Source organism: Streptomyces sp. NPDC030840 (genome assembly GCF_055572015.1).
The window spans coordinates 1-25150 of the sequence record NZ_JBVIEE010000042.1; the positions used below are offsets into that span (position 1 = coordinate 1).

Here is a 25150-nt window from a genome sequence, read left to right on the forward strand (position 1 = left end):
GGCCATTCGGCCAGCAGCCACACGTCGGGCAGGACGCCGTCCCACCGGCCGTGCTCGGCCACCGCGGCCTGCTGGGCCAGCCGACGCGGACGCACCCCGGCCGGCCGGACCCGCACGGTGAGGAAGCGGGATGTCATCAGGCCCCGGGAGCCTTCTCGCCAAGTCACTTCGCGGAAGGCTTCCCGTCCCGCGGCCGCGGCCAGGTCCGCTACCGGCACCGGTGGCTGCCGGTAGCGGGGCACCGGCGGGCGTCCGGTGCCGGAGCAGGCCGGGGCGGCGGGGTACGCATCATGGGGCTGGACGCTCAGATCGCCACGGATGCCGACCACATACGGGATCTCCCGCTCGGCCAGGGCAGCCCGGAAGTCAGCGTTCTGGCCGTAGCCGGCGTCCGCCACCACCACCGGCGGCACCAGTCCCCACCCGGCCAGTTCGTCCAGGGCGTCCAGTGCCAGGCGCCACTTCTGCCGGTGCCCGACGTCCTTGGGGACACCGGTGCGCCGTCGCCGGGCGGTGTCCTTGGCCCATTCCCGGGGCAGGAACAGCCGCCAGTTCAGCGGGCACGAGGCAGTGTCGGAGACCGCGTGCACGCTGACCGCGACCTGGCAGTTGGCCTGCTTGCCCAAAGCGCCGCAGTACTGGTGAGCGACGCCGACCGACATCCGTCCGTCCTTGGGGAACGACACGTCATCGACCGCCCAGGCGTCCGGGCCGATCCGCGGCACCATCCGCCCAGCGATCCGCCGGCGCACCGGCACCGGATCCCACGTGCACTGGTTCACGAACTGCTGCAGGTTCTGCTCATTGCCGTCCGGCAGCCGCGAGGCCATGGCCTGGATCGACTTGCGGCGGCCGTCCATCATCAGTCCCCGCAGGTAGCAGTCGCTCTTCGCCCGCTGGTCCTTGCGCGGTATCGAGGCGAACACATCCGCCACGAACAACGCCAACTTCGCCCGGACCCGGTTCACTTCATGTGCGTCCACACACTCCGCATGCCCCTGAACACGGCCAGCAGACAGACCTAACGGAGTCCTACTAGCCGCTGATCAACGGTTCGCAGCGCCGCACGCACCTCGTCGATCAGCTCGGCCCCGTCGTGGGTCTCCGAAGTGGTGCGGAAGGCGTAGCGCTCCACGGCCACCCGCAGCGCGGCAGCGACCAGGGCCGCCTGTACATGGACGGACGGCGCCTCGGGGGACTGTCCGGCGCGGCGCGCGATCTCCGCGGCGAAGACAGGCTCGGCGTCGGCGTGCACCTCCAACCAGACCCCGCGCAGGGCGGGTTCGGTCCGGGTGAGCCGGGCCAGCGTGAGCAGCATGGGCATGTCGGAGGTGACCGCGCGGCAGTGCCGGTCAAAGCCGTCGAGCAGGGCGGCCATGCCCGCGCCGGCGTCCCACTCGCTCAGGGCACGCGCGATGCTGTCGATGCCTGGGGTCAGCAGAGGCTGCACACAGCGTTCCTTTGTAGGGAAATACCGCCACAGCGTCCGGACGGAGATACCGGCTGCGGTGGCGATCTCGTCCGCTGACGTGGCGTCCACGCCATGCGCAGCGAACAGGGCGACGGCCTCGCGCGCGATGTCCAGCCGAGTCTGCTCCTTGCGTCGTTCGGTCAGACGCGGCCGACCCATCCGCGCGCCACCACGCGCTACGGCTGAGCGCTCGTCGGCCATCTCGTCTCCTGTCGTTCGTCCGTCACCCATCGCTATCGACAATCACTCTACTTTATGGCGCTGGACGCCTCTATGGCGCTCAGTGCCATAAAGTCTTACGGTAAGTGGAACGCGATACCGCGCATCTCGAAGGAGACAGCTATGAGCAGTAGCGGACTGAAGAACAGCAGCGTCATCGTCACCGGTGCCGCCTCCGGCATCGGGCGCGCCACCGCCCTGCGGTTTGCCCGCGAGGGGGCCAAGGTTGTGGCCGCCGATCTCAATGACGAGGGCGTCAAGACGGTCGTCGAGGAGATCCGGGCGGCGGGCGCGACCGCGGAGGCCGTCACCGGCGACCTGAGCGACCCTGCTGTGATCGAACGCGTGGTCAGCACCGCTGTGACCGAGTTCGGCGGCGTCGACGTGCTGGCCAACATCGCCGGCATCATCGACTCGCAGTCCGCCGCCGCCGATGTGACCGACGCGGAGTGGGAGCGGATCATACGGATCAACCTGACCGCGCCATTCATGCTCACCCGGGCCGTGTTGCCGCACATGCTGACCAAGAGCAAGGGCGCGATCGTCAACACCGGGTCCACGGCGAGCCTGCGCGGGAGCGCGTCCGGCGCGGTCTACACGGTGTCCAAGCACGGCGTGATCGGGCTCACCCGGTCCCTCGCGGTCATGTACGGCGGCTCCGGAATCCGCACCAACGCCATCGCGCCGGGCCCCACGATGACGAACATCGTCGCCAACCACAGCGTCGACGAGGAGGGGCACGGCCTCATGGTCCTCGCCGGGTATCGGCAGAACATCCGCTACTCCGAAGCGGATGAACCGGCCGCGGCGATCGTCTTCCTGGCGTCGGACGCGGCGAGCAGCATCAACGGCGTGGTCCTGCCGGTGGACAACGGCATAGCAGCCGCTTGAGCGGTCCTGGTGAAGTTCACTGCGGTTGGGTAGCGCCCGGAAGGGGCGAGGGGCTGTGTCCGGTCTGCGGCTCCGCCGCGTGGGCGCGACCAGCCAGAACGGCGCCGCGGACAATGGACGGTCCAGCGCCGCACTTCCAGCGGAGCACTCAGCACACCCGCCGCAGTGCATACGCGGGACGCGGTGGCAGCTCCGGCGCAAGCAGTCAGCCCTCAGTAAGGATCACCGCTGATGGGAAGTCAGGCGGCAGTGCACTGACAGGTGTTGCTGATAGGAGCCCGCCATGTCGGCGTCGCGAGCGGCAGCGCCCGGATGCCGCATCCGGCAGCGACACCGACATGACGGGGTCCTTGCCAAGGTGTCATCGGTACTGCCTCGACGAAGGCCCTCGATGCCGTCGCTGCGCCAGGACCGGATCCGCGACGAGGCAGTCGAGGTCGACGACCCGCTTCACCTGATGCGCCTGTTCGGCATCTCCTCTCACACCGCAATGCGGTACATCACCGCGGCCCGCCCTGAACGCACGGCGAAGCTGCCCTGGTAGACCCCACTCAGCGAGCTTGCAGCGCGCGTCGCGGCAGGTTCCGCAGCAGGTCCCAGGCCAGACGATGCTGCCCGCGTGGGGTGCGAGCATGCAGCAGCGCCCCGAGCCCGGAAGGTCGGCTTTCATGCGGGCGAGAGCAACGAGGCACCTTATAATTTGAGTCCGAACGATTTTGTTGTCTCACGCCTTCGCAGGCGGCCCAAGGAGCGTGCTCGTGCCCGGCCATCGATCCATCGGCGAAGCCGAGAAACTGGCAGCGGCCAGGCTCGGCGGTATCCCCGTCCGGCATGACCAGATGGCCGTTGTCGCCAACATCTATCGCGCCGCCTCGGCGGTGCGGCAGCACCTGGAGAACTCAGTGCTGCGCGGCGTCGACCTGACCTGGACTGCCTTCGTGGTGCTCTGGGTCATCTGGATCTGGGGCGAGTCGGAGACGCGGCACGTGGCCGAAGAGGCCGGGATTTCAAAGGGCACGCTCACGGGGGTTGCCCGGACGTTGGAAAGACGAGGGCTTGTGCAGCGAGCAGACCATCCCACCGACGGGAGGCTGGTGCTGCTGAGCCTGACCGACGAAGGGGAGGAGCTGATGCAGCGCCTCTTTCCGGCGTTCAACGAGGAGGAATCCTTCGTCACCGGGCGGCTCAGCGATGCGGACTGCCGGACCGTCGCCGACGGGCTGCGCCAGGTGGTCCTGCAGGTGGAGGAGAACGGCGAGGAGCGCCGCCAGGATCTGTTGGGCGGTGCCGCCCCGGCGCCACGCCGCAGTGGCCGCCGTAAGGCCTGAGCCGTGACAGTCCCAAACGAGGCACCCCGGATCGCTACAGCTCGAATGGCTCGCCTGCGAAGGTTCCTGGCATCTTGGCTGGAACCGGCGACACCTCGGTCCAGATGGTCTTGCCCGTTGGCGTGTACCGGGTTCCCCACTGCTGCGTGAGTTGCGCGACCAGGAACAGACCTCGGCCGCCCTCGTCCTCCATCGCGGCCCGCCGCAGGTGGGGCGAGGTGTGGCCGCCGTCGGAGACCTCGACGATGAGGCCGCGTTCCCGGATGAGCCGTAGGCACACCGGAGCACCGCCGTAGCGGATCGCGTTGGTGACCAGTTCGCTGACGACGAGTTCGACGACGAACGAGGCGGCTTCGTCGACTCCCCAGGCGGCCAGCTGGTTGCAGGCCAGCGACCGTGCTCTGGCCACTTCTCCGGGGTCGGCGGCCACGTCCCATGTCGCCACCAGGTTCTCGGCCAGGGCGTGGACGCGGAGCAACAGCAGTGCGGCGTCGTCCTCGGGGGGCTTGGGCAGGAGTGTGGCGATGACCTTGTCGCAGGTCTTGTCCAATTGGCCGTCCGCGGGCCCGGCGAGTGCGGTGCAGAGAGAGCTGACTCCGGCGTCGATGTCCGTGTGCCGGTTTTCGACGAGTCCGTCGGTGTATAGGGCGAGCGTGGCGCCTTCCGGCAGGTCGATGTCGGCGCATTCAAAGGGCAGGCCGCCCAGGCCGAGGGGCGGTCCGGCGGGAAGGTCCACGAGCTCGGCGTGTCCATTGGGGGTGACGAGCACGGGCGGCAGATGGCCCGCCCGCGCCATGACGCAGTGCCGGGAGACGGGATCATAGATCGCGTACAGGCAGGTGACGCCCAGTGCCTGGTCCTCGGCGTCGGCGGGGCCGGAAGCCGCTGCGCCGGTGCGCGCCACGAGGTCGTCGAGACGGGCGAGTAGTTCGTCCGGTGCGAGGTCGAGTGCCGCGAGCGCCGCGACGGTGGTACGCACCCGGCCCATGGTGGCGGCCGCGCTCGTACCGTGTCCGGCGACGTCGCCCACCACCAGCCCGACGCGTGCTCCGGAGAGGGGGATGACGTCGTACCAGTCCCCTCCGACGCCGGCGGGCCCGGCCGCGGGCAGATAGCGGTGCGCGACCTCCACGCCGGGCTGCTGGGGCAGGGTGCGCGGGAGTAGATCACGCTGGAGCGTGAGCGCGGTCGCGTGTTCTCGGGTGTAGCGGCGGGCGTTGTCCAGGCAGACCGCGGTGCGGGAGACGAGCTCTTCGGCGAGCTGGATCTCCTCCTGCTCGAAGGGGTCAGCGTGTCGGGAGCGCGCGAAGGCCACCACACCCAGGGTGGCGCCACGGGCCTTGAGGGGAAGGGCGAGCACCTGGGTGGCCGCGTCGGTGGCCGGCGCGTTCTCGGCCAGGCACCGCAGGCGGACAGTGTCCAGGGCGTCGTACGCGGTGTCGTGGGCCGCGGCGTGATCGGTGCGGTGAGCCACCTGGCACAGGATGGGGTGGGTGGCGAAGTGTTGTGGTTCCTGCCCGCTCAGGACAGCTTCGACGATGTCCACGGTGACGGCGTCGGCGAACTCGGGGACCACGAGTTCCGCCAGATCTTGGGCCGTGCGTCGGATGTCCAGGGTCCTTCCGATACTGCCGCTGGCCCGGCTGAGCAAGGCGAGACGCTGGCGCGCCACATAGCGGTCGGTGATATCGAGGCCGGCCTCACAGACTCCGATCGGTCGGCCGTCATCGTCCTGAAGCCGGAAGTAGGAACACGACCAGACGCGTTCGTGATGGGGGTCGAGATAGGTGGGACTGCGGTAGCGGACGTCAATCTCGGGTGCGCCGGTGCGGGCCACGCGCTGGACGATCTCCTCGACGCTCGTGGCTGTCCCCTCCTCCTCCCCCAATACCTCGCCCTGCGGCAGGATGTCCGTCACGAATCTGCCAGTAGCGTCCTCCAGCGGGATTCCAAACTGTTTTTCGATCGCGGTGTTGATCCAGCGCACCCGGGCGTCCGTGTCGTAGACCACCAACTGGACGGGTGCTTCATGGTCGAGTCCGTCAAGCATGGCCCGGCCGATAGCCTCCCGGTGCGCCAGCTCGGCGCCCATGGCCGTCAGCAGCCACCCGGTCGCGCCCGCACCCAGGACGAGCGGGGTGAGAGACAAGGACACAGACACCGGGCGGCCGTCACCACGGCGGACCGGCCGAGGACCGAGCGACCATGCCGCACCACCGCCACCACCTGCTGACACGCCGGCACCCGTCTCGGTGTCGGCCAGGACCGCGTCGGCGGACCGGCCGAGGACTTCTTCGGACGCCAGACCGAACAGTTCCTCAGCTTCCCGGCTCCACCCGCTGAACCGCAGGTGCTGGTCCAGCACCGCGGTCGCGCCGACGGGCGCCGGGATGGCTGAGGAGAGCCTGCCGTGTGGCCAGACCGGCTGATCACGCCCTTGGGAAATGCTCGTCATCGCCGCTCCCTAGGTGGGCGCAGGAGAGCTTCGGCTCATTCAATGTACGCCGGGCGCCCTCGGTAACGCCTGCGCGCGATGGGCCGCGAGGAGCCGGCGCAAGGCATCGACGCTCCCCTCGGTGCGGTCCGGCGCGCCGGACGTGACCTGGTGGAAGACCAGGCCGTCCAGGGCCGCGAAGACGATCTCCGCCATCTCCTGCGACACGTCGAAGCAGGCCAGTGCCTCGCGGACGGCATCGCGGTAGGCGTCGTAGAGCAGGTCGACGTGGTGGCGCAGTTCGGGTCGTCGGCTGGATTCGAGCTTCAGCTCATACTGGAAGGCCTGCAGGTCCGGATCGGCGGCGATGAACGCGGCCAGCGTCGCGGCGAAGTCCTCCAGGCGGCCACTGGTGGGCACCAGCGACGACGTCTCGATGCTGCGCCGCACAGCCCAGCCCAACGCCTCTTCGAGCAGGGCGTCACGTGATCCGAAGTGGTGGACGACGAGGCCGTGGGTCACACCGGCCTCGGCAGCCACGGACCGGTACGTCAGCTTCCGCAGTCCCCCTCGCGCGACGACCCTGATGGCCGCGGCCATCAAAGCTTCCCGTCCCTGACCGTATCCCGGCCGATTGTCCTGGCCGCCGGTCCCCTCCTCGACCACCGTCTCGGTCATGCACCCCCCTCTCCCCTACGCACCCTCACAAGGGAATCTATCCTATTGACAAGTTATCCGAATGGATAGATTCTCGGCGGTGCCTCACTTCCTCCGCCTCACTGGAGTTCCTATGGCCCTGCCCGAAGGACTGCGCAGCACCCCGTTCTCCCCGCGGTACGACGACCGCGTCGAGGAGTGGATGGACGTCTACGGCCATGCCGTGCCCCTGTTCATCACGAACCCGGCCGAGGAGTACGAGGCATTCCGCACCGCCGCCGGCGCGCTGGACTACTCGATGCTCTACAAGTGGCACGTCGAGGGCGAGGACGCGCTCGCCACCGTCGACGCCGTCTTCTCGCGGAGCGTCCGCGGGCTCGGCGCCGGTCGTATCGCCTACGGCGTGGTCGTCGACGCGGAGGGCTTCATGATCGACGACGTGACCGTGGCCGTCCTCGCGCCTGACCACGTGGTCGTCACCGGCGGCAACCCGGCCACCCAGGAATCACTGACCGCGCACGCCCCCGTCGGCACCACGGTCACCGAGCGTCGCGACGAGTTCGCCGTATTGACCCTGCAGGGACCGCGCAGCCGCGAGGTTCTCCAGCGGCTCACCCACGTCGACGTCTCCGACGCCGCCTTCCCCTACTACACCTTCGTCCGGGACGTCCTGATCGCGGGCATCGGTGCGCAGGTCAGCCGGATCGGGTTCACCGCCGAGCTCGGCTACGAGATCCAGGTGCCGCGCGAGCGTGCGCTGGACCTGTGGGACGCGGTCCTCGAGGCGGGGGCTGATCTCGGGGTGAAGGCCGCCGGCGCGCTCGCCCTCCTGACGTGCCGCACCGAGGCCGGGATGATCATGGGTGGGCTGGAGTACGACCACACCGTCACCCCGTTCGAGTGCCGGATGGGCTGGGCGATCGACTTCGACAAGGGCCCCTTCCAGGGCCGCGACGCGCTGCTCGCCAAGAAGGGCACCGCTCCGGGGCGTGTGGTCAGCGTCGTCGTGGACGCGGTACCCGAGGCGGCCGAGGGCGCGCGCCTGGAGCTGGACGGACGGGACGTCGGCTACGTGACGATGGCCGTGCCCTCGCCCGTACTCGACGGCGCGACCCTGGGGCTCGCCCGCGTGCACCGCGACGCGGTGAAGCCGGGGACCGCGCTGACCGCGGTCGCCGCCGACGGTTCCAAGGCCGACGCCACGGTGAAGCCCACCCCCGTCTACGACCCCGAGCGCACCCGCGTACGGGCCTGAGCCGGAAGGCACCGCAGCCATGCAGCGCTACATCCTGACCGTCAGCTGTCCCGACCAGCCGGGCATCGTGCACGCCCTGTCCGGTGGCATCAGCGAGGCCAAGGGCAACATTCTGGAGAGCGCCCAGTTCTCCGATCCCGGCACCGGCACGTTCACCATCCGGGTGCTCCTGGAGACCCCGCAGGCCGACGTCGAGAGCCTGCGGGACGAGCTCTCCCTGCGCCTGGCGCGCTTCGACCCCGTGCTGTCCCTGCGGCCGGAGCAGCAGCGGCGCCGGGTCCTGCTGATGGTGTCGAAGTTCGACCACTGCCTGGTCGACCTCCTCTACCGCTGGCACCTGGGCGAACTGCCCGTCGACATCCCGCTCATCGTTTCCAACCACCCCGACCTGGCGCCCGTCGCGCAGCGCTACGGCATCCCGTTCGTCCACCTCCCTGTCACCCGCGACACCAAGCCGGACGCAGAGGCCGAGCTGGTGCGGCTGGTCGCCGAGCACCAAGTCGACTTCGTGGTCCTCGCCCGCTACATGCAGGTCCTCTCCGACGACCTGTGCCGCAAGCTGTCGGGGCGGGTCATCAACATCCACCACTCGTTCCTGCCGGGCTTCAAGGGCGCCAAGCCGTACCACCAGGCCCACGACCGGGGCGTCAAACTCATCGGCGCCACCGCCCACTTCGTCACCGCCGACCTGGACGAGGGCCCGATCATCGAGCAGGACGTCGTACGTGTCGGACACCGGCACACCGCGCCGGAGCTGGTCGCCATCGGCCGGGACGTCGAACGCGTCGTCCTGGCTCGGGCGGTGCGCCTGCACGCCGAGGACCGGGTCGTGCTGACCGGCTCCCGCACCGTCGTGTTCTCCTGACCCGAGAGGTTCGTACGACCATGACCATCGCGACGCTGCTCGACGGCAAGGCCGCGGCAGCCGAGATCAAGGCCGAACTCGCCGCCCGCATCCAGGCGTTGAAGGTCCGGGGCGTCGCCCCGGGCCTGGGGACCATCCTGGTCGGCGACGACCCGGCCAGCCACTCCTACGTCGGCGGCAAGCACCGCGACTGCGCCCAGGTCGGCATCGCGTCGATCCGGGTGGAGCTGCCCGCCACCGCCTCCCAGGCCGACGTCGAGGCCGCCGTGCTCCGGCTCAACGCGGACCCGGCCTGCACCGGCTTCATCGTCCAACTGCCGCTGCCGGCCCACATCGACACCCACGCCGTACTGGAGCTCGTCGATCCCACCAAGGACGCCGACGGGCTGCACCCGGCCAACCTCGGGCGCCTCGTGCTCGGCATTCCCGGGCCGCTGCCCTGCACGCCCCGCGGCATCATCGACCTGCTCCGCCGCAACCAGGTGGCCATCACCGGCAAGGAGTTCTGCGTGATCGGCTGCGGCATCACGGTGGGCCGTCCGCTGGGCCTGATGCTGACCCGGAGCACCGAACACGCCACGGTCACCCTGTGCCACGAGGCCACCCAGGACACCGCGGCCCACGCCCGCGTCGCCGACGTGGTCGTGGCCGCGGCAGGCGTCGCCCACCTCGTCGGGCCCGACTGGATCAAGCCGGGCGCCACGGTCCTGTCCGTTGGCATCACCCGGACCGTGGAGGGCATCCTCGGCGACGTCCACCCGGACGTCGGGCAGGTCGCCGGCTCCCTGGCCCCACCGGTGGGCGGAGTGGGGCCGATGACCCGGGCCATGCTGCTGACCAACATCGTCGAAGCCGCCGAGCGCGGCCGGCCCTGACGGGAAAGCTGTGGGGCCGAGCTGTTCGGGCTCGGCCCCGCGGCCGTGTGCGCACCAGCGGGGAAAGCGCCGGCGGCATCGCCGCCAGGCATACAGTACGCGCGCATGCTCGCCGACTGCCCCCCAGCCCACAGGGCCCGGCGAGCCGTACGCACGATCACAGGCGGCCGGCGTAGAAGGTGTAGCGCTCCAGCGGTTCTCCCTCGTGGCCCCATGGCCAGGGCGTCACCAGGCAGTCGATCGCGGTGAACACCGGGCGTGCGTCACCCCTGCGGCCGGCGCGCACCAGGCAGCAGGCAAGCAGCCCGAGGTCGGCGACGGCGGCGGCCTGGCGCAGGTGACCGGGGCTCAGCCAGGAGGCCAGCGCCTGATCCACCCATCGTGCGACGTGCGGTTGTACCCAGTAGCGGCTCGCCCCCGGCACCCGGACTCCTCCACCGTGCAGATCGCGGTAGTACGGCCGCACGGCGGCCGTCAACGGCAGGCATGCCGCCGGAGCGTCCGGCGGCATGACGGCGACGCCGAGAAAGTCCCGCAAGCGCTCTGGCTCCCCTGCTCTTCCGGGGAGAGATAGCCCAGGATCTGCAGATGCGCCTCCCGGTGCCACGGATCAAGCGCGCGGATTTCCTCCAGACCGGTGCGAGCTCGGCACCGGGCCGCCCCAGCGACCGCAGCGCCACGAGCGCGCCCACCCAGCGCGTCGGATCGCCCGGACGCGCCTCGGCGCCGACGCGGCAGAGCGCCAGGGCACCCCACGGGTCCGTGGCCAGCTCGGCCCACCCGGCGAGAACCAGCGCTCCGGATCGCGCGGCCGGCGCTTCTGCCACCCGCGGGCCAGCGCGGGAGCAGCCTGCGCGAGGCACGGAGACACGGTGGCAACGGCGGTCCCAGTCGGGCGCGGTGTCCAGCAGGAGCTGCTCGATCCGGGCGATGGCGAGGGCCCCGTGGGTCCGGGCCCCGCAAAGAGGCGAACCCTCTGAGCACCTGGCCAAGGGCGGCATCGTCGAATTCCGGGGCCAGCCGGGGCTTTGGCCGCCTGGTGCTGCCAAAGAATGTCATTGCCGGGTCAGCGTCTGTCGTGGGCGGCTCGAACCAGGGCATCGAACAGTCCCTGCTGGGTGGGGTCCTCGTGGGCGGTGTCCTCCGGGTGCCACTGGACGGCGGTGAACCATCCGTGGACTCCGGGGAGTTCGAGCCCCTCCACGGTGCCGTCGGCCGCGCGCGCGGTGACCGCGAGTCCCACGCCCGCACGGCGGACGCGCTGGTGGTGGTAGCAGGACGCCTCGACCTTCTGCGCGCCGGTGGCCTGCTCCAGCAAGGTGCCGGGCTGGATCGCCACGGGGTGGACGACATGCCGGTGCTCGCGTTCCGGACCGCCCATGTCCTGCTCCAGGGTGCCGCCGAGGGCGACGTTGACGACCTGGAGTCCTCGGCAGACCGCCAGCAGTGGCAGGCCCGAGTCGATGGCCTGGCGGGCGACCTCGATGTCGAAGTCGTCCTGGAGGTCGTCGACGTCGTAGACGCTCTCGTGCGTGTCGGCTGCGCCGTAGCGGCGCGGGGCGAGGTCTCCGCCGCCGGGGAGCAGGACGCCGTCGAAGCGAGCGAGACGCCCGGCCACGTCTTCGGAGGCGGGGTGGATGCTCGCCGGTTCGCCGCCCGCGCGCCACACCGCCTCGATCAGCGCGCGGGCGTTGACCTCGGCGGCGTAGCGCAGCGCGGAGGTCGTCGCGGAGAAGCGGGCGGGGATCGCGATCAGGGGTCGGGTCACAGCTGGATCCAGGTGGTCTTCAGTTCGGTGTACTTCTCGATGGCGTGGGCTGACTTGTCGCGGCCGTTGCCGGACTGCTTCATGCCGCCGAATGGGACGGTCAGGTCGCCCTCCTCGTAGCAGTTGACCCAGACGGTTCCGGCCCTGAGCGCTCGGGAGACCTGGTGGGCGGTGGACAGGTCGGAGGTCCACAGGCCCGCGGCAAGGCCGTACTCGGTGTCATTGGCCAGCCGGACAGCCTCGTCGAGGTCGTCGAAGGTGAGGACGGACAGGACGGGGCCGAAAATCTCCTCGCGGGCCAGCCGCATGCCGGGGCGCACGTGGTCGAAGAGGGTGGGGCGCAGGAAACTGCCGCCGGTCTCGGCCAGCGTGCGGCCGCCGCCGACGCGCAGGCGGGCGCCTTCCTCGAGGCCGGTCTCGATGTGGCCGAGGACCCGTTCGAGGTGACTCTCACCGGCCATCGCGCCCATCTCGGTTGCCGGGTCGAGCGGGTCCCCGACGACCAGTTCCCGGGCCCGCGCCACGATCGCGTCGGTGACCCGTTCGGCGATGGAGGAGTGCACCAGCAGCCGGGAGGGGGCGGTGCACATCTCTCCCTGGTTGAAGAAGATGCCCCAGGCGGCGGTGGCGGCGGCCTTCTCCAGGTCGGGCGCATCCGGGAAGATGATGTTGGGGGATTTGCCGCCGAGTTCGAGCCAGACCCGCTTGAGGTTGGAGTCGGCCGCGTAGTGCAGGAAGTGACGGCCCACGGCGGTCGAGCCGGTGAAGGCCAGGACGTCGACATCGGGGTGGAGACCAAGGGCGCGTCCGGCGACGGGACCCTTGCCGCCCACTACGTTCAGCACACCTGGCGGCAGGCCGGCCTCGGTGGCGAGTCGGCCGAGCAGCAGGGCGGAGAGCGGGGAGTTCTCGGACGGCTTGAGTACGACGGTGCAGCCCGCCGCGAGTGCCGGAGCCACCTTCCAACCGGCCAGCGTGAGGGGGAAGTTCCATGGCACCACCGCACCCACGACACCGGCAGGCTCCCGGGTGACCAGCGCCAGTGCATCAGGGGCGGTGTGCGGCGACTCGTCGGTGAGCTTGTCGGCCAACTGCCCGTACCAACGAAACGTGCTGATGACGGCGCGCAGCTCGATCTCGTACGCGTCCGTGATGGGCTTGCCCATCTCCAGGCTGACGGTCAGCGCCAGTTCCTCGCGGTGCTCTTCGAGCAGGTCGGCGATGCGCAGGAGGATCCGGCCGCGGTCGGCCGGTGCGAGGCGGGGCCAGGGGCCATAGTCGAAGGCCCGGCGGGCAGAGGCCACAGCCGCGTCCACCTCTGCCGTGCCCCCGTCGGCGACCTGGGTCAGCACCTGGCCGTCGCGGGGCGAGACGGCGGCGAAGGTCGCCCCGCCCCCGCCCTCGTCGACACCGTCGATGTGATGCGAACCGGCCAGGTCCAGTGCTTTGGCCCGGCGCAGCCATTCCTCGTGGGTGATGTCCAGCATGCGGAACCTCCGGATACTTTATTTGATTCCAAACGATATGGTGCGTGCTCAGCCGTCACAAGAGTTCACGGACCGGTCCGACGGGTCCGTGAACCCGGGGAGAGGGAGCCCACCGTGCGCGCACTCGTCATCCAGCACGACCACGTGACCGACCCCGGTCCGGTCGGGGCCCCTCCGTGGCGTGTCGTGCCTCGACGCGTTACAAATAGCCGATCAGGCCGGACACGGCGACGAGTTCGTGCAGCCGCCGCTCGGTGTCGGCGTGCGCGACATGGTGGCCGATCGGCTGGAGTCCGGCGGCCGGATAGGCGGGGAACAGCCCGCCGCTGCCGCTGTCGGCCCAGCCGAACAGCTCGTGCCACACGTGTCCCGTGCTCAATGGATCCTCCGTGGGCGGGTGGGAGCCGGACGTGGCCGGCCCGGTCCCGAGGGAGCGGGAACCGGACCGGCCACACCGTGAGAAGCGGCGTCCTCAGACCTGGTCCGTCGCCCGGTCACGCGTCACGCGGGCGGCGACCACGCCGAGGATCAGGACCGCCGGAACGGCGAGTTCGAGCCAGGTCGCCGTGGTCGAGTCGCCGCCGATGAGGGTCGTGAAGTTGGCCAGGATCAGCCAGATCGCACCGGCGATGCCGAGCGCGCCCAGGATGGGGGCGATCAGAGTGTTCCAGGTGCGGGTGTCCAGCCGCTCGCGCCGGAAGAACACGACCACCGACACCGAGGTCAGCAGGTACAGGAGCATGATCCCCAGTACGGCCAGCCCGCTGAACCACGAGAAGAGGGTCAGCACCGGGTCCTTGCCCAGCAACGCGAAGGGCATGACGAGCAGCAGGGAGAGCCCGGTCTGCACGCTGCCCGCCACCCACGGGGAGTGACGCCGGTTGATCGCGGTCAGCCCGTGAGGCAGCAGGCCGTCGCGGCCGAGGGAGAAGAGGTAGCGGTTGGCGGAGTTGTGGAAGGCGAGCAGGCCGGCAAAGAGGGAGGTCGCCAGGAGGATCGGCAGGACGTCGCCCACCCAGGCGCCGAACTGCGCGGTGATCGGCGCGAAGACCCATGCCGTGGCATCACCCTTCGCCAGCGCCTTGCCGGCCTCGGCGGTGGCGCGGGAGGCGCCGTGGGCGGAGACCAGCATCCATGAGGTGAAGGCGAAGAAGCCGGTGATCACGGCGACGGAGAGGTACGTGGCCCGGGGCACGGTCTTGCGGGGCTCACGCGCCTCCTCGCCGTAGATGGCGGTGGCCTCGAAGCCGAACATCGACGCCACGGCGAACATCAGGGCCACGCCGGGAGCACCCTGGAGCGCGGCGTGCGGCGAGAAGCTGTCGGTGAAGCCCAGCCCCTCGGGGCCGCCGCCCTTGAAAAGGGTGACCAGGGCGAAGACGAGCAGGATGCTGAACTCGGCCAGCACGAACACGGCCAGCACCTTGGCGCCCATCTCGATGCCGGCCGCACCGAGGACCTGGACGATCGCCATGGTGACCAGGGTCCAGACCCACCACGGGGCGTTCAGACCGGTGTGCTGCTCCACGAGCCCGCTGACGATCGATCCGTACAGCCCGTACATGGCCGCCTGGACCGCGCAGTAGGCGAAGAGCGCGACACCGGCGCTGCCGGAGCCGGTCGGACGGCCGAGCCCCTTGCCGATGTACGTGTAGAAGGCGCCGGCGTCCACGACATGGCGCCCCATGGCGACGAAGCCCACGGAGAACAGCAGGATGACGATGCCGGCCCCGGCATAGGCGGCGGGCGTACCCGCGCCGTTGCCGATGGCGACGGCGATGGGCACAGCCCCGGCGATGCCGGTCAGAGGGGCCTGTGCGGAGAGGACGAAGAAGAGGATGCCAAGGACACCAAGGGAGTTGGGCTTGAGTCGGCCAGCGATGGGTTCGTCCTGCACGGTCTGGTTTTTCTGGACCGTTTGACTGTCCACGCGGATCACCTGCCAGGGGAGCGGAGCGAAGGAGGTTTATTTTGGAGCCAAACGAGTTGCCTCATAGTGAGGCGGAACTATCCACATGACAAGGGGTTGGGCGATGATTTTCCGCTACCGCTCCCGCCGGGGAGGACATCCCGACGGGAACCGGCGGGGCCATGCGGCCGGGCCGTCGGGCGCCCGCCCGGGGGCCACCGCGGTAGCGGCGCCAGGACGGCAGCGGAAGTCCGCCGCGTCACCCTTCGGCGGCCAGACGGCCGTCGTCGACGACCTCGACACATTCAACCCGGCAACCGGGCAACCCGGCGGCCGTCGGTGACCTGTCGTTGCCCGGCTACTCCTGGACGGTGATGGCCTGCAGCGGGCAGACGTCCGCGGCTTCCTGCACCTCGTCGACGTTCGCCGCGTCCAGCTCCGCCGTGTACAGCTCGGTGGCCTCGTTCCGCAGGGACAGGCGTCCCTGCTCGTCCAGGGCGAAGAGGTCAGGGGCAGCGTAGACGCACTGCCCGTGATCCTGGCACTTCTTGAGGTCGACTTCCACGCGCATGATGACTCCTGGGTGTGGTGCTGTGCTGTGTGCTGCGGAAGGAACCGCCGGCGCACTGTCAGCGCAGCCGGATCGGCAGGTGGGCGATGCTGCGCAGGAACTCGGTGTGGGTGAAGGTGGGCTCACCGGCGAGTTCGATCGCGGCGAAGCGGTTGACCAGCGTGGTGAAGACGACGTCGGCCTGTGCGCGGGCGAGCACCTGTCCCGCGCAGCCGTGCTGGCCGGAGCCGAAGGCCAGGTGCTGGCTCGTGGCGGCCGGACGGTTGTGGTCGAAACGGTCCGGGTCGGGGAAGGCTTCCGGGTCGCGGTTGGCGGAGCCGATGAGCAGGACGAGGACCTCGCCGGCGGGCACGGTCGTGTCACCGATGACCGTTTCCTGGGTGGTGAGGCGGGAGACCATCTGCTCGGGGGTCTCGATGCGCAGCACCTCGTTGATGAAGCCGGGCCGGATTTCCGGCTGGTCGCGGTAGATCCCGATGTACTCGGGGTGTTCGGCCATGTACCGGATGCCCTGCACGATGAGGTGCTTGATGTCCAGGTGACCGACGGCGAAGAAGAGCAGGATCGAGAAGATGACCTCGTTCTCGGTCATGTTCCCCGCGTCCTGCTCGGCGAGGAAGTGGTCGATCAGTCCGCTGCCGGGGTGGGCGCGCTTGTGGGCGATGAGGGCGCGGTTGTGCTGCTCGTACCACTCGAAGGCTTCGCCGGTGACCCGCCAGTCGTCCTCGTCGGCCCCGGGCCCGAGGCTGACGCCGATGTCATAGGTGGCCTTCTGGATCTCCAGCATCTTCGTGGGCTCGACACCGAAGATGTGACAGATGGTTTCGAAGGTGGAGCGCAGGGCGAGGTCGTCCACCGCGTCGAGCGTGCCGCCTGCCTCGACCGCCTTGTCGAGTACGGCGTCCACGGACGCCTGCATCACCTTGGACCACTCCTCGACCGCCTTGGGCGTGAACCAGCGGTTGGTGATGCGGCGCAGCCGGGTGTGGTCGGGGGCGTCCTGGCCGAGCACCGTGTCGTGCAGCGGATCAGCCACGCCGAAATCGAGCTTGCGGACACTGAGGGTGGGGTTGCGGATCAGCTTCGCGACGTCCTCGTAGCGGGACACCACGTACACGCCGATCGGATGCCGGTAGACGGGCGCCTCCGCACGGAGCCGGGCGTAGTACGGAGCGGGGTTCGCCCGGTAGCCGGGGTCGCGGAACGGAAGTAGCTCGGCTGCGGGAGCCTCGATGGTCATGGGGATCTCCTAGGGATGCGTGGCGGCCGCGGACGGGTCCCTGCCATGCAGGCGAGAATTATCCATCTGGAAAGCTGCGTCAATGGTTCCGGTGGCCGTAACCAACTCTTTACTCGTATGGCATCAAACGAGATCATGGCGCCGGACGACGGAAGGCTCCGGACGCGGAACGTCCGGAGCCTTGGAACAAGCAGGTCAGAGGGGTGGTCAGCCGTCCTCGGCGGTACGGTCGCCAGCAGCGTCACCGCCTGCGTCGAGGAGCCTCAGCAAGGAGCGCAGCTCTTCCAGTGCGGCATCCGTGACCTCGGGCTCACCGAGGACGAGCTGGTGCAGGACGAGGCCGTCGAGCGCGGCGAAGACCAGGCGGGTCAGTGCCTTGTCCGCGCCGGCGGGCAGCATGCGGGTCAGTTCGCGCCGGGTGGCGTCGAAGTACTCGTCGTACAGTTCGCGGATCTGGGGCAGCAGCTCCGGGCGGCGGCGCGATTCCAGCAGCAGCTCGTACTGGAACGCCTGGATGTCCGGGTCCGCCGTGACCATCTCCGACAGCCCCGCCGAGAAGTCCGCGACCCTGCCGGTGCCCGGTTCGAGCGCACTGGTGCTCAGCGAGGTGCGGATGGTGTGGGCGAGGGTCTCCTCGATCAGGGCGTCGCGCGAACCGAAGTGGTGCACCACGAGGCCGTGGGTGACCCCGGCCTCCTCCGCGACCGCCCGGTAGGTGAGCCTGCGCAGGCCGCCCCGCGCCACCACGCGGACGGCGGCGTTCAGCAGGGCTTCCCGGCCCTCCCCGTAGTGCAGGCGCTTGCGTGAGGGCCGGCTCTTGGGGGCGTCGGTGGACTCGGTCATGGGGCGACCCTACCTGGGCGGGCGGCCGCACCGGACGCCTCGGTCGGCAGGCCCGGTGCGGCGCCGTTCAGGGGCGTCCGTCAGCGCCTGGGCGGGCGGATGCCGCGGAACTCCCAGTCGCCGCCGAGTGCGGTGGACAGGACCTCCTCGGACTCGGTGGGCTGGGCGCCGACGTCGTTACGGACCGGGGTCGGGCCACTCACGATGTGGTTCGTCAGCCGGCCGAGCCCCTCCACCTCCACCTCGACCACGTCCCCCGGCTGGACAGGCCGGGAGTTGGCGGGGGTGCCGGACAGCAGGACGTCACCGGGGTAGAGGGTGATGGTGCGGGCGATGTCGGCGACGAGGTAGTGCATGTCCCACTTCATCTCGTCGGTCGAACCGTCCTGTACGACCTCGCCGTTGACGTAGGTGCGCAGGCTCTTGCGGTGGAAGTCCCAGTCCGTGACCAGGCCGGGTCCGAGCGGGCACAGGGTGTCGGAGCCCTTCACGCGGAGCATGGACCCGGCGTCGGTGTCGCGGAAGTCGTGCAGGCCGTAGTCGTTGGCGATCGTGTAGCCGGCGATGTAATCCCCTGCCTCGGCCGGGGAGATGTTCCGCGCGGTCTTACCGATGACGATGGCGACCTCGCCCTCGTAGTTCAGCCACTTGCAGCCCTCAGGGCGGACGACGGCGCCGTGGTGGGAGTTGAGAGCGGAGGTCGGCTTGTGGAAGTAGGTGGGGGTGTCGGGGAGGTCGATCTGGAACTCGTCGACGCGGCTGCGGTGGTTGAGGTGGACGGCGATCACCTTGGACGGCACGACCGGCGGCAGATGCCGGGCGTCCTCGGTCTTGACGCGGCGGCCGTCCCCGGCGACGAGTTCGTCGCCGTCGACGGTGACCTGGACGGCGGCGCCGTCGAGGAGGATGCGGCGGTATTCGGGCATGGCGGGGCTCCTAGATACGGCTGTGAGGGGTGTGCGGGGAGGGCAGGCCGGCGCCGGTCCAGCCGCTGGCCGGGCGGTCGAACCAGAGGTGCACCTGGCCGGTGCCGATCGAGTTCTCGTACTCGCCGTACTGGCGGGCCCTGGCGACGCAGGCCTGTTCCCCGAGGGCGCCGGCCATCATCAGGTAGTGGAAGAACTTCGCCTCGGGCTTGTACTTCCAGAACTCGTCCATGGTGTCGAGGACCTTGTCGTGGCGGCCCTCCTTGAACCAGGCGATCCGCTCGTAGTCGGCCTCGCGCGCCTCGGGCGTGAAGATGTGCACCGGGTCGCTGGACTCGTGGTCGCGCAGCTCCCGCAGCGGCCAGAAGGTATGTGACAGCGCACCGGAGGCGATGAGCAGGACCCGGCGGCCCGGGGTGGCGGCGATGCCGTCCGCGAGGGCGCGGCCGAGCCGCAGGTGGTCCTCCATGTCGCCGGTCTGGCAGACCCCGATGGTCACCCAGCGCTTGTCGGGCAGCCCTTCGCCGAGGAACTTCCAGAGGTTGATGGTGGCGTAGTAGATCGGCAGGTACTCGTCGTCGATCGCGGTGATCCAGGTGCCGTGCTTGTCGGCGAATTTCTCGATGTTATGGGCGAGTTCCTGGTCACCCGGGAAGTCGTAGGGCATCCGGCACATGCCGCGCGGCAGTTCCTCGGAGGTGAAGAGGCCGGCCCTGCGCTGCTGGGCGGTGACGACGAACTCGACCGTGGTGGCCCAGTGGGAGTCCAGGACGACGACGGTGTCGTAGTCGTCGCGTTCGAAGACGTCCTTGCGGAGCTGGTGCAGGCCGGTGACGAGGGTGATCTCCTTGCCCTCGTTGAGCTCCAGCCGGGTCTGCTGCGGAAGCACGATGGTGGGGACGTGGGCGAGCAGGCCCGCCCCGACGATCTCACCCATGGTTCCTCCAACCGTTCGGCGCGGTCACGGTGTTCTTCACGTCGCAGTAGAAGTCGAAGCTCCAGGTGCCGCCCTCGCGGCCGACTCCGGAGTGGCGGGAGCCGCCGAAGGGCGCCTGCAGGTCGCGGACGAAGAAGCAGTTCACCCAGACCGTGCCCGCGACCAGCTGGGCGGTGACACGTTCGGCACGCTCCGGGTCACCAGTGGCGAGCGTGGCGGCCAGCCCGAAGCGGGTGTCGTTGGCGAGGCGGACGGCCTCGTCCTCGCTGGCGAAGGTCTGCAGGGTCAGGACTGGTCCGAAGACCTCCTCCTGCACGATCTCCGAGTCCTGGGCGACGTCGGTGAGCAGGGTTGGCGCATAGTACTGGCCGTCCTTGCGGTGGCCGCCTATGACCGCGCGGGCCCCGGCCGCGATCGCCCGCTGCACGAACCCGTCGATCTTCTCCAGCTGGCGCGGGTGGATGTTGGGGCCGATGTCGGTGGCCTCGTCACGCGGATCGCCCTGGGTGAGCTGCCCGGCCTTCGCGACGAAGCGGCGGGTGAACTCCTCGGCGACCGACTCCTGGACCAGGAAGCGCGTTGCGGCCAGGCACACCTGCCCGGCGTTGTCGTACTGCTCCACCGCCAGGTCGACGGCGAGGTCCAGGTCGGCGTCGGCGAACACCAACAGGGGTGACTTGCCGCCGAGTTCGAGGCTGAGCGGGGTCAGGTTCGCGGCAGCCGAGGCCGAGATCCGCTTCGCCGTCGGCACGGAGCCGGTGAAGCTGATCCGGCGCACGTCAGGGTGCGAGGTCAGGGCGTCACCGATCTCCGAGCCGTACCCCTGCACGACGTTCAGCACCCCGGCCGGCAGCCCGGCCTCGGCGGCGATGTCCGCCAGCAGGGAGGCGGTCAGCGGGGTCCACTCGGCGGGCTTGAGGATGACGGTGTTGCCTGCGGCGAGAGCGGGGGCGACTTTCCACGTGGCCAGCATCAGGGGGGCGTTCCACGGGGTGATCAGAAGGCAGGGGCCCGCCGGGTCCCAGCTGACGTGGTTGGTGTGTCCGCGCGTCTCGAAGTCCTCGTGCTCCAGCTTCAGCAGCCAGTCCGCGAAGAAGCGGAAGTTGTGGGCGACGCGAGGCATGACGCCCCGGCGGTGGGAGCGGAGCAGGGCGCCGTTGTCGGTGGTCTCGACGATGGCGAGCTCTTCGAGCCGCTTCTCGACGCCGTCGGCGACGGCGTGCAGGATGCGGGCGCGTTCGGCGCGGGGGGTGGCGGCCCAGGCGGGGAAGGCGGCCTTCGCCGCGGCCACCGCGGCCGCCGCCTCCATCGCGGTGCCCCGGGAGATCTCACCGAGGACGCTTCCGTCGATCGGCGAGAGATCGGTGAAGGTGTCGGTGGAGGCGACGCGTTCGCCGCCGATCCAGTGCCGGGTGTCTACGGCGACCCCGGCCACCGTTAGGGTGTGCTCGGTCATGTCCGGTCTCCAAAAAGTCCTGTGGTGCGTACTGAGTTACTCGGCGCCGGACGTGCCGGACTCCAGCAGCCGGCCGCCGTCCCAGACGACGCCGACCTGGCGGTAGTAGGCGGCGATCGGTTCGCGGATCTCCAGGCGGGCCAGTTCTTCCGTGGGCGCCTCGAACAGCTCCAGCTCGGCGTCGCCGCGCCACGGCTGCCCGCCCTCGAAGGAGGCGGCGCCGGACTCGATCAGTTCGTCGAGCGCCAGGCCCTTGCCCTTCTCGATGGAGGGCAACCAGCGGTGGTGGGCCATGGGGTGGCCGTTGACGAACCCGTTGGTCTCCGACGGCTCGCGCAGGGTGACCACGGCCTGGGCGAGGCGCCGGTCGGCGGCGGCGAGGGTCGCCCCGAAGCGGGCGCCGGCCTCGATGCGCGGTGCGGGGCCGTACGGGTGCGGACGGGTCTGGTGGATCGAGCCGAGCTTCTTCGGGTAGCCCTGGTGCAGTCCGCGGGCGATGGCGAAGTCCTTGTCTACCCAGATGTACACGCAGCGGGTGTAGGTCTGGCCCCGGTACTTGCAGCGGACGACCGCGAAGGCCTCCTTGTACTGGGCGAGCACCGGGTCCAGCAGCTCCTGACCGGACGCCGAGCAGGACTGCCAGTCGGCCCAGATCAACGCGACCGCGCCCGGGTCCTCGTCGGCCAACTCCAGCGGCTCGGGCAGCAGTTCGCGGACCCGCGCGGGGTCCGTGCGGTACTCGACGGTCAGCAGGTCACCGGAGTAACGCCACGGCGGAGACGGGATCAGCGACGAGGCGCCGCTCGCCGTCTTGGGGTGGAAGTAACCACGGACAGGGGACATGGCGGGGGTTCCTAACGCTTCGTTACGCGGTGAGGGCGGGCTGCTTGAGCAGTTGGGCGCGATAGCGGGCGGCCCCCATCGCGGCGGCCTGGCCTCCGAGCGCGACGACGCCGACGAGCCGGTCCCCGGCGTGGTATCCGACCAGGACGTCACCGTCGGGGTGGCCGTCCAGGATCCGTACGTCGTCCTTGCCCAGGACGGGCGCGCCGAAGGACTGCAGCCGGAAGTCGTGCTGGTCGCTCCAGAACGTCGGGAGCGGGGCGAAGGGCACCAAGTCCCCGTCTATGCCGACGAGATGGGTGACGAGGGCCTTCGCGGCGTGCTTGGCCGTGTCGGTGGGGATCGACCAGTGCTCGACACGCCGGGGTACGCCGTCGTAGCGGGCGTTGGGGAAGCGGGCGACGTCGCCGACCGCGACGACCTCCGGCCGTCCCCCAACCCGCAGCTGCTCGCAGGTGAGGACACCGTCACTGAGGTCGAGGCCGTTGCCCTCCAGCCATTCGGTGTTGGCCACGGAGCCGACCGACTCCACGACCACATCGGCGGGCAGCACAGTGCCGTCGCTCAGCACGACCCCGGTGACCCGGTCCTCGCCCTCGAAACCGGACACTCCGGTGCCGAGCGCGAAGCGCACCCCACGCTCCTCGTGCCGCTTCAGCAGCGCGCGGCCGAGCAGTTCGCCGAGCGGGCCGACCATGGGCAGGGGGAACGGATCGACGACGGTCACCTCGCGGACGCCGAGGCCCACCGCGGTGGCGGCGACCTCGCAGCCGATGAAGCCGGCGCCGACCACGACCACGCGGGCACCGGAGCGGGTCAGCTCGTCGCGCAGGCCCTGGGCGTCGGCCAGGGTGCGGACGGTGTGGCGGCCGGTGAGCGGTCCGGGGCAGCGCAGGCGCCGGGGCCGCATGCCGGTGGCGACGACCAGTCCGTCGTACGAGATCGCCGAGCCGTCGTCGAGTTCGACGACGCGCCGGTCGAGGTCGGCCGCGACGACCCTCGTGCCCAGCCGCCACTCCACGTCGGCGGCGGCTGCCTTCGGCGTGAAGGCGAGCGATTCGAAGGGGGCCTTGCCAGCCAGCACCTCCTTGGACAGCGGGGGCCGGTTGTAGGGCATGTGGGGCTCGTCGCCGATGACGGTGATCGTCCCGGTCCAGCCCGCGGCGCGCAGTTGTTCGGCGGCGCGCAGGCCGCCCATGGAGCCGCCGGCGACGACGACCCGTCCGGTCGTGGGCGCGGTCATGGCGGTCATCCCTCGATCCGGATGGCCTGCAGGGGACACACGTCGGCGGCCTCTTCGACCTCGTCGCGCAGCGCGTCGTCGGGGTCGGACACGTACACCAGGTGTCCTTCGTCGTCCATCGAGAAGACGTCGGGGGCGGCGAAGACGCACTGGCCGTGGTCCTGGCACTTGTTCATGTCGACGACGACCTTCATGGCGGTCCTCCTGAGGGGTGAGGCGTCGGAGCAAGGAAGAGGGGGAGGAAGAGACGGGCCCGGCCCGGGTTCAGCCGGGCCCGTCGGCCAAAGGGGGCGAAATCCAGCGGATGCCGCACCCCTCACTCGTTTGGCTTCAAACAAGATAGGAAGCCTCCGCTCCCTGGTCAATACCTGTCCAGATGGATAACTTTTTTCTACCAGCCCCTTGCGGGGTGGCAACCCTCTTCATATCGTTCGGGGTCAAATGATTAATCCGGGCGCTTCTCCGCCGCCCCGGCTTTCCCTCCTCCGCACCCTCTCCCTAGTGCCCCCGGCACCGGGAGTCCCGTCCTTCCGCCAAGGAGACACTGGTGAGCGCATCCGACACCTCAGACATCCGCCGGCACATGGAGCGGCTCGCCGCCGCGGGCGTCGACGTGGTCCGCGTGGTCTACCCCGACCTGATGGGCACCGACCGCGCCCGCGAGGTGCTGCTGGACCATCTGCCATCGGCTTGCGAGCACGGCCTGGCCTTCTGTCGCGCCGTCTACCACACCACCCCGCAGGGCGACGTGGTCCCGGTTGCGGGCGGTCTGGAGGCCGGCCTGCCGGACGTGACCGTACGCCCCGACCTGTCCACCCTGGCCGTCCTGCCCTGGGAGCCCGGTGTCGCCGCCTGTCTCGGCGAGGTCACCGACCCGGCGACCGGTGCCCCGGCGCCCGAGTCCTCCCGCGACCTGCTGCGCACCGTCCTGGCCCGCTGCGCCGAGCAGGGCCTGCGCCCCGTCGTCGGCCCCGAGCTGGAGTACTTCCTGCTGGAGGCCGCCCCCGGCTCGCCCACCGGCTGGCGCCGCTCACCGGAGACCACCGGCGCCGTCTACACCGCGGGCCTGCGCGCCGACCCCGACAACCACCTGCTGCGCACTCTGCGCGCGCTGCGCGACCTGGGGCTCGGTGTCGTCACCGGCAACCACGAGTTCGACGGCGGCCAGTACGAGATCAACCTGACCCACTCCGCCGCCCTCGACGCCGCCGACCGCGCCTTCCGCTTCAAAGCAGCCGTCAAGGAACTCGCCCGCAAGGAGGGCAACCTCGCCACCTTCATGGCCAAGCCCTTCGGCGACGCGGGCGGCTCCGGCTTCCACCTCCACCTGTCCTGCAACGACGCCGACGGCCACAACGCCTTCGACGACCCGGCAGGCTCCTACGGCCTGTCCGCCACGGCCCGGCACGCCATCGCGGGCATTCTCGCCCACGCACCCGCGCTGGCAGCCCTGGCCAACCCGACCGTGAACTCCTACAAGCGCTTCGGCCCGGACACCCTCGCGCCCTGGCTGATCGACTGGGGGCTCGACAACCGCAGCGCCATGGTCCGCATCCCGCCGGAGCGCGGCTCGGGGGCGCGGCTGGAGCTGCGCCTCGGCGACGCAAGCGCCAACCCGTACCTGCTGATCGCGGGCACGATCGCCGCCGCGTTGCTCGGCGTCCAGGCCGGTGAGGAACCGCCCGCCCCGCTCCAGGGCTACGGCTACGACACCGCCCGTGCCGCCCTGCTGCCCCAGAGTCTGTCGGGCGCGCTCGACGCGCTGGAGTCGGACACCGCCCTGACCGACCTGCTCGGCAAGGACTTCACCACGTCCTTCCTCACCTACAAGCGGGACGAGCTCGAACGCTTCGGGCGGCACGTCACCGACTGGGAGTTCACCGAGTACGCCTACCACCTGTAAGCCCGCCCCGAAGCCCTCGCCCGAAGGAC

At 70.1% G+C, this 25150-nt stretch carries 25 protein-coding genes; 7 read left to right on the forward strand and 18 right to left on the reverse strand.

Features of this window, described 5'->3' with window-relative positions:
- Window positions 1-983, reverse strand: a 983-nt coding sequence (locus tag ACZ49J_RS44820) for an IS701 family transposase (RefSeq protein WP_468352382.1), incomplete at its 3' end; no start/stop codon positions are given.
- A gap of 38 nt (window positions 984-1021) precedes the next feature.
- Window positions 1022-1672: a TetR/AcrR family transcriptional regulator gene (locus tag ACZ49J_RS44825; protein ID WP_467457629.1), complete on the reverse strand. Its 651-nt coding sequence runs from the start codon at window positions 1670-1672 to the stop codon at window positions 1022-1024.
- 141 nt (window positions 1673-1813) lie between these two features.
- On the opposite strand from ACZ49J_RS44825, the gene ACZ49J_RS44830 reads away from it, so the two are divergent.
- From ACZ49J_RS44830 to ACZ49J_RS44840, 3 genes are all read left to right on the forward strand, one after another.
- A complete protein-coding gene (locus ACZ49J_RS44830) occupies window positions 1814-2581 on the forward strand; it encodes an SDR family NAD(P)-dependent oxidoreductase (protein ID WP_467457628.1) in 768 nt (255 codons plus the stop codon).
- A gap of 391 nt (window positions 2582-2972) precedes the next feature.
- Window positions 2973-3125, forward strand: a complete 153-nt coding sequence (locus ACZ49J_RS44835; RefSeq protein WP_467457627.1) for a hypothetical protein — start codon at window positions 2973-2975, stop codon at window positions 3123-3125.
- A 214-nt stretch (window positions 3126-3339) separates the two neighbouring features.
- Window positions 3340-3909, forward strand: a complete 570-nt coding sequence (locus ACZ49J_RS44840; RefSeq protein ID WP_467457625.1) for a MarR family winged helix-turn-helix transcriptional regulator — start codon at window positions 3340-3342, stop codon at window positions 3907-3909.
- Window positions 3910-3943: 34 nt separating this feature from the next.
- Here ACZ49J_RS44840 and ACZ49J_RS44845 read toward each other — a convergent pair whose 3' ends face one another.
- Window positions 3944-6364: a SpoIIE family protein phosphatase gene (locus ACZ49J_RS44845; RefSeq protein WP_467457624.1), complete on the reverse strand. Its 2421-nt coding sequence runs from the start codon at window positions 6362-6364 to the stop codon at window positions 3944-3946.
- Between the two features lie 39 nt (window positions 6365-6403).
- Complete coding sequence (locus tag ACZ49J_RS44850; protein ID WP_467457623.1) at window positions 6404-7021, reverse strand: TetR/AcrR family transcriptional regulator; 618 nt, start codon at window positions 7019-7021, stop codon at window positions 6404-6406.
- 112 nt (window positions 7022-7133) lie between these two features.
- Between ACZ49J_RS44850 and ACZ49J_RS44855 the strand changes: the two genes are divergently transcribed.
- The 3 genes from ACZ49J_RS44855 to ACZ49J_RS44865 are packed head-to-tail and all read left to right on the forward strand — an operon-like array spanning window position 7134 to window position 9995.
- On the forward strand, window positions 7134-8255 hold the full coding sequence (locus ACZ49J_RS44855) for an aminomethyl transferase family protein (RefSeq protein WP_467457622.1): 1122 nt from the start codon (window positions 7134-7136) through the stop codon (window positions 8253-8255).
- 19 nt (window positions 8256-8274) lie between these two features.
- Window positions 8275-9120 carry a formyltetrahydrofolate deformylase gene (gene purU / locus ACZ49J_RS44860; RefSeq protein WP_467457621.1) on the forward strand — a complete coding sequence of 282 codons (846 nt, stop codon included), beginning with the start codon at window positions 8275-8277 and terminating at the stop codon, window positions 9118-9120.
- Between the two features lie 20 nt (window positions 9121-9140).
- Window positions 9141-9995 (forward strand): bifunctional methylenetetrahydrofolate dehydrogenase/methenyltetrahydrofolate cyclohydrolase, encoded by an 855-nt coding sequence (locus ACZ49J_RS44865; RefSeq protein ID WP_467457620.1) that lies wholly within the window; start codon window positions 9141-9143, stop codon window positions 9993-9995.
- Window positions 9996-10152: 157 nt separating this feature from the next.
- Here ACZ49J_RS44865 and ACZ49J_RS44870 read toward each other — a convergent pair whose 3' ends face one another.
- From ACZ49J_RS44870 to ACZ49J_RS44935, 14 genes are all read right to left on the reverse strand, one after another.
- The gene (locus ACZ49J_RS44870) at window positions 10153-10533 is read right to left on the reverse strand and encodes a hypothetical protein (protein ID WP_467457618.1); all 381 of its coding nucleotides are present in this window, start codon (window positions 10531-10533) and stop codon (window positions 10153-10155) included.
- A gap of 528 nt (window positions 10534-11061) precedes the next feature.
- Complete coding sequence (locus tag ACZ49J_RS44875; protein ID WP_467457617.1) at window positions 11062-11763, reverse strand: gamma-glutamyl-gamma-aminobutyrate hydrolase family protein; 702 nt, start codon at window positions 11761-11763, stop codon at window positions 11062-11064.
- On the reverse strand, window positions 11760-13250 hold the full coding sequence (locus ACZ49J_RS44880) for an aldehyde dehydrogenase (RefSeq protein WP_467457615.1): 1491 nt from the start codon (window positions 13248-13250) through the stop codon (window positions 11760-11762). The genes ACZ49J_RS44875 and ACZ49J_RS44880 overlap by 4 nt, the downstream gene beginning before the upstream one ends.
- A gap of 199 nt (window positions 13251-13449) precedes the next feature.
- On the reverse strand, window positions 13450-13629 hold the full coding sequence (locus ACZ49J_RS44885; RefSeq protein WP_467457613.1) for a hypothetical protein: 180 nt from the start codon (window positions 13627-13629) through the stop codon (window positions 13450-13452).
- 93 nt (window positions 13630-13722) lie between these two features.
- Window positions 13723-15180 (reverse strand): APC family permease, encoded by a 1458-nt coding sequence (locus tag ACZ49J_RS44890; RefSeq protein WP_467457611.1) that lies wholly within the window; start codon window positions 15178-15180, stop codon window positions 13723-13725.
- Window positions 15181-15517: 337 nt separating this feature from the next.
- Complete coding sequence (locus ACZ49J_RS44895; protein ID WP_467457609.1) at window positions 15518-15730, reverse strand: ferredoxin; 213 nt, start codon at window positions 15728-15730, stop codon at window positions 15518-15520.
- A gap of 58 nt (window positions 15731-15788) precedes the next feature.
- Entirely contained in the window at window positions 15789-16970 is a 1182-nt protein-coding gene (locus ACZ49J_RS44900) for a cytochrome P450 (RefSeq protein WP_467457607.1), read from the reverse strand.
- A 207-nt stretch (window positions 16971-17177) separates the two neighbouring features.
- Entirely contained in the window at window positions 17178-17813 is a 636-nt protein-coding gene (locus ACZ49J_RS44905) for a TetR/AcrR family transcriptional regulator (protein ID WP_467457606.1), read from the reverse strand.
- An 80-nt stretch (window positions 17814-17893) separates the two neighbouring features.
- The gene (locus tag ACZ49J_RS44910; RefSeq protein ID WP_467457604.1) at window positions 17894-18739 is read right to left on the reverse strand and encodes a fumarylacetoacetate hydrolase family protein; all 846 of its coding nucleotides are present in this window, start codon (window positions 18737-18739) and stop codon (window positions 17894-17896) included.
- Between the two features lie 10 nt (window positions 18740-18749).
- Entirely contained in the window at window positions 18750-19676 is a 927-nt protein-coding gene (locus tag ACZ49J_RS44915; RefSeq protein WP_467457603.1) for a 3,4-dihydroxyphenylacetate 2,3-dioxygenase, read from the reverse strand.
- The gene (locus ACZ49J_RS44920) at window positions 19669-21132 is read right to left on the reverse strand and encodes an aldehyde dehydrogenase (RefSeq protein ID WP_467457602.1); all 1464 of its coding nucleotides are present in this window, start codon (window positions 21130-21132) and stop codon (window positions 19669-19671) included. Before ACZ49J_RS44920 ends, ACZ49J_RS44915 begins: the two co-directional genes overlap by 8 nt.
- Before the next feature lie 36 nt (window positions 21133-21168).
- Window positions 21169-21975 (reverse strand): acetoacetate decarboxylase family protein, encoded by an 807-nt coding sequence (locus ACZ49J_RS44925; RefSeq protein WP_467457601.1) that lies wholly within the window; start codon window positions 21973-21975, stop codon window positions 21169-21171.
- Window positions 21976-21997: 22 nt separating this feature from the next.
- A complete protein-coding gene (locus tag ACZ49J_RS44930) occupies window positions 21998-23218 on the reverse strand; it encodes an NAD(P)/FAD-dependent oxidoreductase (RefSeq protein WP_467457600.1) in 1221 nt (406 codons plus the stop codon).
- A 5-nt stretch (window positions 23219-23223) separates the two neighbouring features.
- Complete coding sequence (locus ACZ49J_RS44935) at window positions 23224-23412, reverse strand: ferredoxin (RefSeq protein WP_079307251.1); 189 nt, start codon at window positions 23410-23412, stop codon at window positions 23224-23226.
- Window positions 23413-23765: 353 nt separating this feature from the next.
- Here ACZ49J_RS44935 and ACZ49J_RS44940 point away from each other — a divergent pair, with 353 nt between their 5' ends.
- Window positions 23766-25121, forward strand: coding sequence for a glutamine synthetase family protein (locus ACZ49J_RS44940; RefSeq protein ID WP_467457599.1), 1356 nt, complete (start codon window positions 23766-23768; stop codon window positions 25119-25121).
- Window positions 25122-25150 lie beyond the last annotated feature (29 nt).

Excerpts from the sequence above, each read along its gene's own strand:
- ACZ49J_RS44825 (WP_467457629.1), bottom strand. The coding sequence starts at position 1,672 with ATGGCCGACGAGCGCTCAGCCGTAGCGCGTGGTGGCGCGCGGATGGGT.
- ACZ49J_RS44830 (WP_467457628.1), top strand. The coding sequence starts at position 1,814 with ATGAGCAGTAGCGGACTGAAGAACAGCAGCGTCATCGTCACCGGTGCC.
- ACZ49J_RS44835 (WP_467457627.1), top strand. The coding sequence starts at position 2,973 with ATGCCGTCGCTGCGCCAGGACCGGATCCGCGACGAGGCAGTCGAGGTC.
- ACZ49J_RS44845 (WP_467457624.1), bottom strand. The coding sequence starts at position 6,364 with ATGACGAGCATTTCCCAAGGGCGTGATCAGCCGGTCTGGCCACACGGC.
- ACZ49J_RS44850 (WP_467457623.1), bottom strand. The coding sequence starts at position 7,021 with ATGACCGAGACGGTGGTCGAGGAGGGGACCGGCGGCCAGGACAATCGG.
- ACZ49J_RS44855 (WP_467457622.1), top strand. The coding sequence starts at position 7,134 with ATGGCCCTGCCCGAAGGACTGCGCAGCACCCCGTTCTCCCCGCGGTAC.
- purU (WP_467457621.1), top strand. The coding sequence starts at position 8,275 with ATGCAGCGCTACATCCTGACCGTCAGCTGTCCCGACCAGCCGGGCATC.
- ACZ49J_RS44865 (WP_467457620.1), top strand. The coding sequence starts at position 9,141 with ATGACCATCGCGACGCTGCTCGACGGCAAGGCCGCGGCAGCCGAGATC.
- ACZ49J_RS44880 (WP_467457615.1), bottom strand. The coding sequence starts at position 13,250 with ATGCTGGACATCACCCACGAGGAATGGCTGCGCCGGGCCAAAGCACTG.
- ACZ49J_RS44895 (WP_467457609.1), bottom strand. The coding sequence starts at position 15,730 with ATGCGCGTGGAAGTCGACCTCAAGAAGTGCCAGGATCACGGGCAGTGC.
- ACZ49J_RS44900 (WP_467457607.1), bottom strand. The coding sequence starts at position 16,970 with ATGACCATCGAGGCTCCCGCAGCCGAGCTACTTCCGTTCCGCGACCCC.
- ACZ49J_RS44905 (WP_467457606.1), bottom strand. The coding sequence starts at position 17,813 with ATGACCGAGTCCACCGACGCCCCCAAGAGCCGGCCCTCACGCAAGCGC.
- ACZ49J_RS44910 (WP_467457604.1), bottom strand. The coding sequence starts at position 18,739 with ATGCCCGAATACCGCCGCATCCTCCTCGACGGCGCCGCCGTCCAGGTC.
- ACZ49J_RS44915 (WP_467457603.1), bottom strand. The coding sequence starts at position 19,676 with ATGGGTGAGATCGTCGGGGCGGGCCTGCTCGCCCACGTCCCCACCATC.
- ACZ49J_RS44920 (WP_467457602.1), bottom strand. The coding sequence starts at position 21,132 with ATGACCGAGCACACCCTAACGGTGGCCGGGGTCGCCGTAGACACCCGG.
- ACZ49J_RS44925 (WP_467457601.1), bottom strand. The coding sequence starts at position 21,975 with ATGTCCCCTGTCCGTGGTTACTTCCACCCCAAGACGGCGAGCGGCGCC.
- ACZ49J_RS44930 (WP_467457600.1), bottom strand. The coding sequence starts at position 23,218 with ATGACCGCGCCCACGACCGGACGGGTCGTCGTCGCCGGCGGCTCCATG.
- ACZ49J_RS44935 (WP_079307251.1), bottom strand. The coding sequence starts at position 23,412 with ATGAAGGTCGTCGTCGACATGAACAAGTGCCAGGACCACGGCCAGTGC.